The organism is Sulfuricurvum sp. RIFOXYD12_FULL_44_77, from assembly GCF_001830725.1.
In the GTDB taxonomy this organism is placed as follows: Bacteria; Campylobacterota; Campylobacteria; order Campylobacterales; family Sulfurimonadaceae; genus Sulfuricurvum; species Sulfuricurvum kujiense_A.
On the sequence record NZ_MIBU01000187.1, the window covers coordinates 1 to 2,194 of the forward strand.

Genomic DNA, 2,194 nt, shown 5'->3' on the forward strand with positions numbered 1-2,194 from the left:
TCCTCTGATTTGATTAAGCCGTTTTCAAAAGCGCAATTACTTCACGCACTGAATCAAAAATTTGAATCTGAACGCTATCCCCCTGTCGTGATTGAAGAGGAAAGTTTTCCTGCCAGTGAAGAGGGGGTAAGTTTTGATATTTTAGAGCGTCATATTGATAAACTTACACGCGAATACAAAGATAACATTCTCAAAGCGATACGGGCATTCTATGAAAAATAACCCCACCATTACCAAAAAAATTATTGCCGGAAAATACAAAGGCAAAACTCTCAAACTCCCCTCGAAAGAGACGACCCGCAGTTCCAAAGGGATTGTATTGGAGTCGTTTTTCAATACGTTGCAGTTTGATATCATTGATGCTGTTTTGGTAGAGGTTTTCTCTGGAAGCGGGTCTATCGGGCTTGAAGCCCTTAGTCGCGGAGCCAAAAAGATTATTTTTATGGAAAAAGACCGTGATGCGATACGAACGCTCCGTGAGAATATCGCCCAAACCGATCCATCGGCCTGCGAAATTGTCGAAGGGGATAGTTTTAGTAACATGGCTCACGTAAAAAAGCGTCTTGCCTCGTTGGGCGAGAGTGCTTTTATCTACGTTGATCCCCCTTTTTCAATCCGTGAGGGGATGGAAGAGATTTACGATAAAACGGTTGATATGATCGCATCCCTTCCCCTTGAAATGGCGACTTTGATTATTATCGAGCACATGAGTACCCTCGAATTGCCCGATGCTATCGGTCACTTTAATCGTCTAAAATCCAAACGTTTCGGAAAAACTTCACTAACCTACTATGCATAACCCAGTTTTGGAATAGCCTTTGCTTTATCCTTTGGAATAAAAGGATGGGTATGAGAATTTTTGGTCTACTTTTTTGTTTACTGACAATGGCGGAAGCGGCGCGTATCAGCGAAGTGGCTAATATTGTCGGCGTGCGGGATAACCAAATTATCGGTTACTCCCTCGTTGTCGGTTTAAAAAAGACGGGTGACGGTACGACCTCAAAATTTACCCTCCAATCCATCGCGAATATGCTCAAAGCGATGAATATCGATATGAATCCGGTTGATATCAAATCCAAAAACGTTGCGGCGGTTGTTGTTACCGCTAAATTTGCCCCTTTTGCACGCCAAGGGGATGCGTTTGACGTTACCGTCTCTTCCATCGGGGATGCAAAATCGCTTGAGGGGGGGACATTGTTGATGACGCCTCTCAAAGGGGTTGACGGTAAAATCTATGCACTTGCGCAAGGTTCGATCAGTATCGGCGGTAAAAATGAAAAAGGTGCCGGTGCCGAATCGCATCCGACTGTCGGAATGGTGTATGGCGGCGGTTTGGTAGAGCGTGAAATTAACCAAGACCTCTCTCATCAACAAAATGCAACCCTTTCTCTTAAAACATCCAATTTTGCTAACTCTGTAGCGATACAAAATGCGATAAACGCTAAATACAAAACCAACGTTGCTTCTGCCGTTGATCCACGAACTATTAATTTGAAGCTTCCGAGTAACAAATCAATGGTTGAATTTTTAGCTGAAGTGCAAAGTTTAGATATTAATTATGCACAAGAGCAGAAGATTATCATCAATGAGCGGACAGGAACCATCATTGCCGGTGTGGATGTTGAGGTTAAACCGGTTGTGATCACTCAAGGGGACATGACCATCAAAATTCTTTCCCAAAATGAGGTATCCAAACCCGCAGGAAGTGTGACAATGGATAAAAGTCTTGTCATCGGATTGAATGAGAATGAGGTCTATACCGAAAAAGGGACGACGACGGTTGCCAACATCGCACGATCTCTCCAAAAACTTGGTGCAAGTCCTAAAGAGATGATTTCGATACTGCAAGCGATGAAAAGTGCCGGAGCTATCTCGGTTGACTTGGAGATCATCTAATGGATATCACGAGTGTACAGCACCAAAGAGCGATCCCTACCATCGGAACCAAAGAGGGTGATAAAGCGCTTCGAGAGAAAACCGATCAGTTTGAGGCGATTATCGTCAAAATGATGCTCGATGAAGCGATGAAAGACGAAAAAAATGTTTTTACCAGCTCCAACGATCCGGGAGACAAAATTTTTAAATCGATGTATCGTGAAGAGCTTTCCAATGCGAGTGCAGGAGGATTTGGGTTTTCTCAAATGCTTTTCGAACACCTTAGTCAAAAGGGTGAAAAAACAGAGAAATAGACTAA

The 2,194-nt window shown here is 43.3% G+C and carries 3 protein-coding genes and 1 pseudogene; all 4 read left to right on the forward strand.

Features of this window, described 5'->3' with window-relative positions; all coding sequences use genetic code 11:
• Positions 1 to 222 (forward strand): annotated as a pseudogene (locus tag A2517_RS07230) (hypothetical protein); the annotation flags it as partial.
• Positions 212 to 799 (forward strand): 16S rRNA (guanine(966)-N(2))-methyltransferase RsmD, encoded by a 588-nt coding sequence (rsmD, locus tag A2517_RS07235; RefSeq protein WP_294895574.1) that lies wholly within the window; start codon positions 212 to 214, stop codon positions 797 to 799. The pseudogene A2517_RS07230 and the gene rsmD, both read left to right, overlap by 11 nt.
• 50 nt (positions 800 to 849) lie before the next feature.
• Positions 850 to 1,896, forward strand: a complete 1,047-nt coding sequence (locus A2517_RS07240) for a flagellar basal body P-ring protein FlgI (RefSeq protein WP_294895576.1) — start codon at positions 850 to 852, stop codon at positions 1,894 to 1,896.
• Complete coding sequence (locus A2517_RS07245) at positions 1,896 to 2,189, forward strand: rod-binding protein (RefSeq protein WP_294895578.1); 294 nt, start codon at positions 1,896 to 1,898, stop codon at positions 2,187 to 2,189. The genes A2517_RS07240 and A2517_RS07245 overlap by 1 nt, the downstream gene beginning before the upstream one ends.
• Positions 2,190 to 2,194 lie beyond the last annotated feature (5 nt).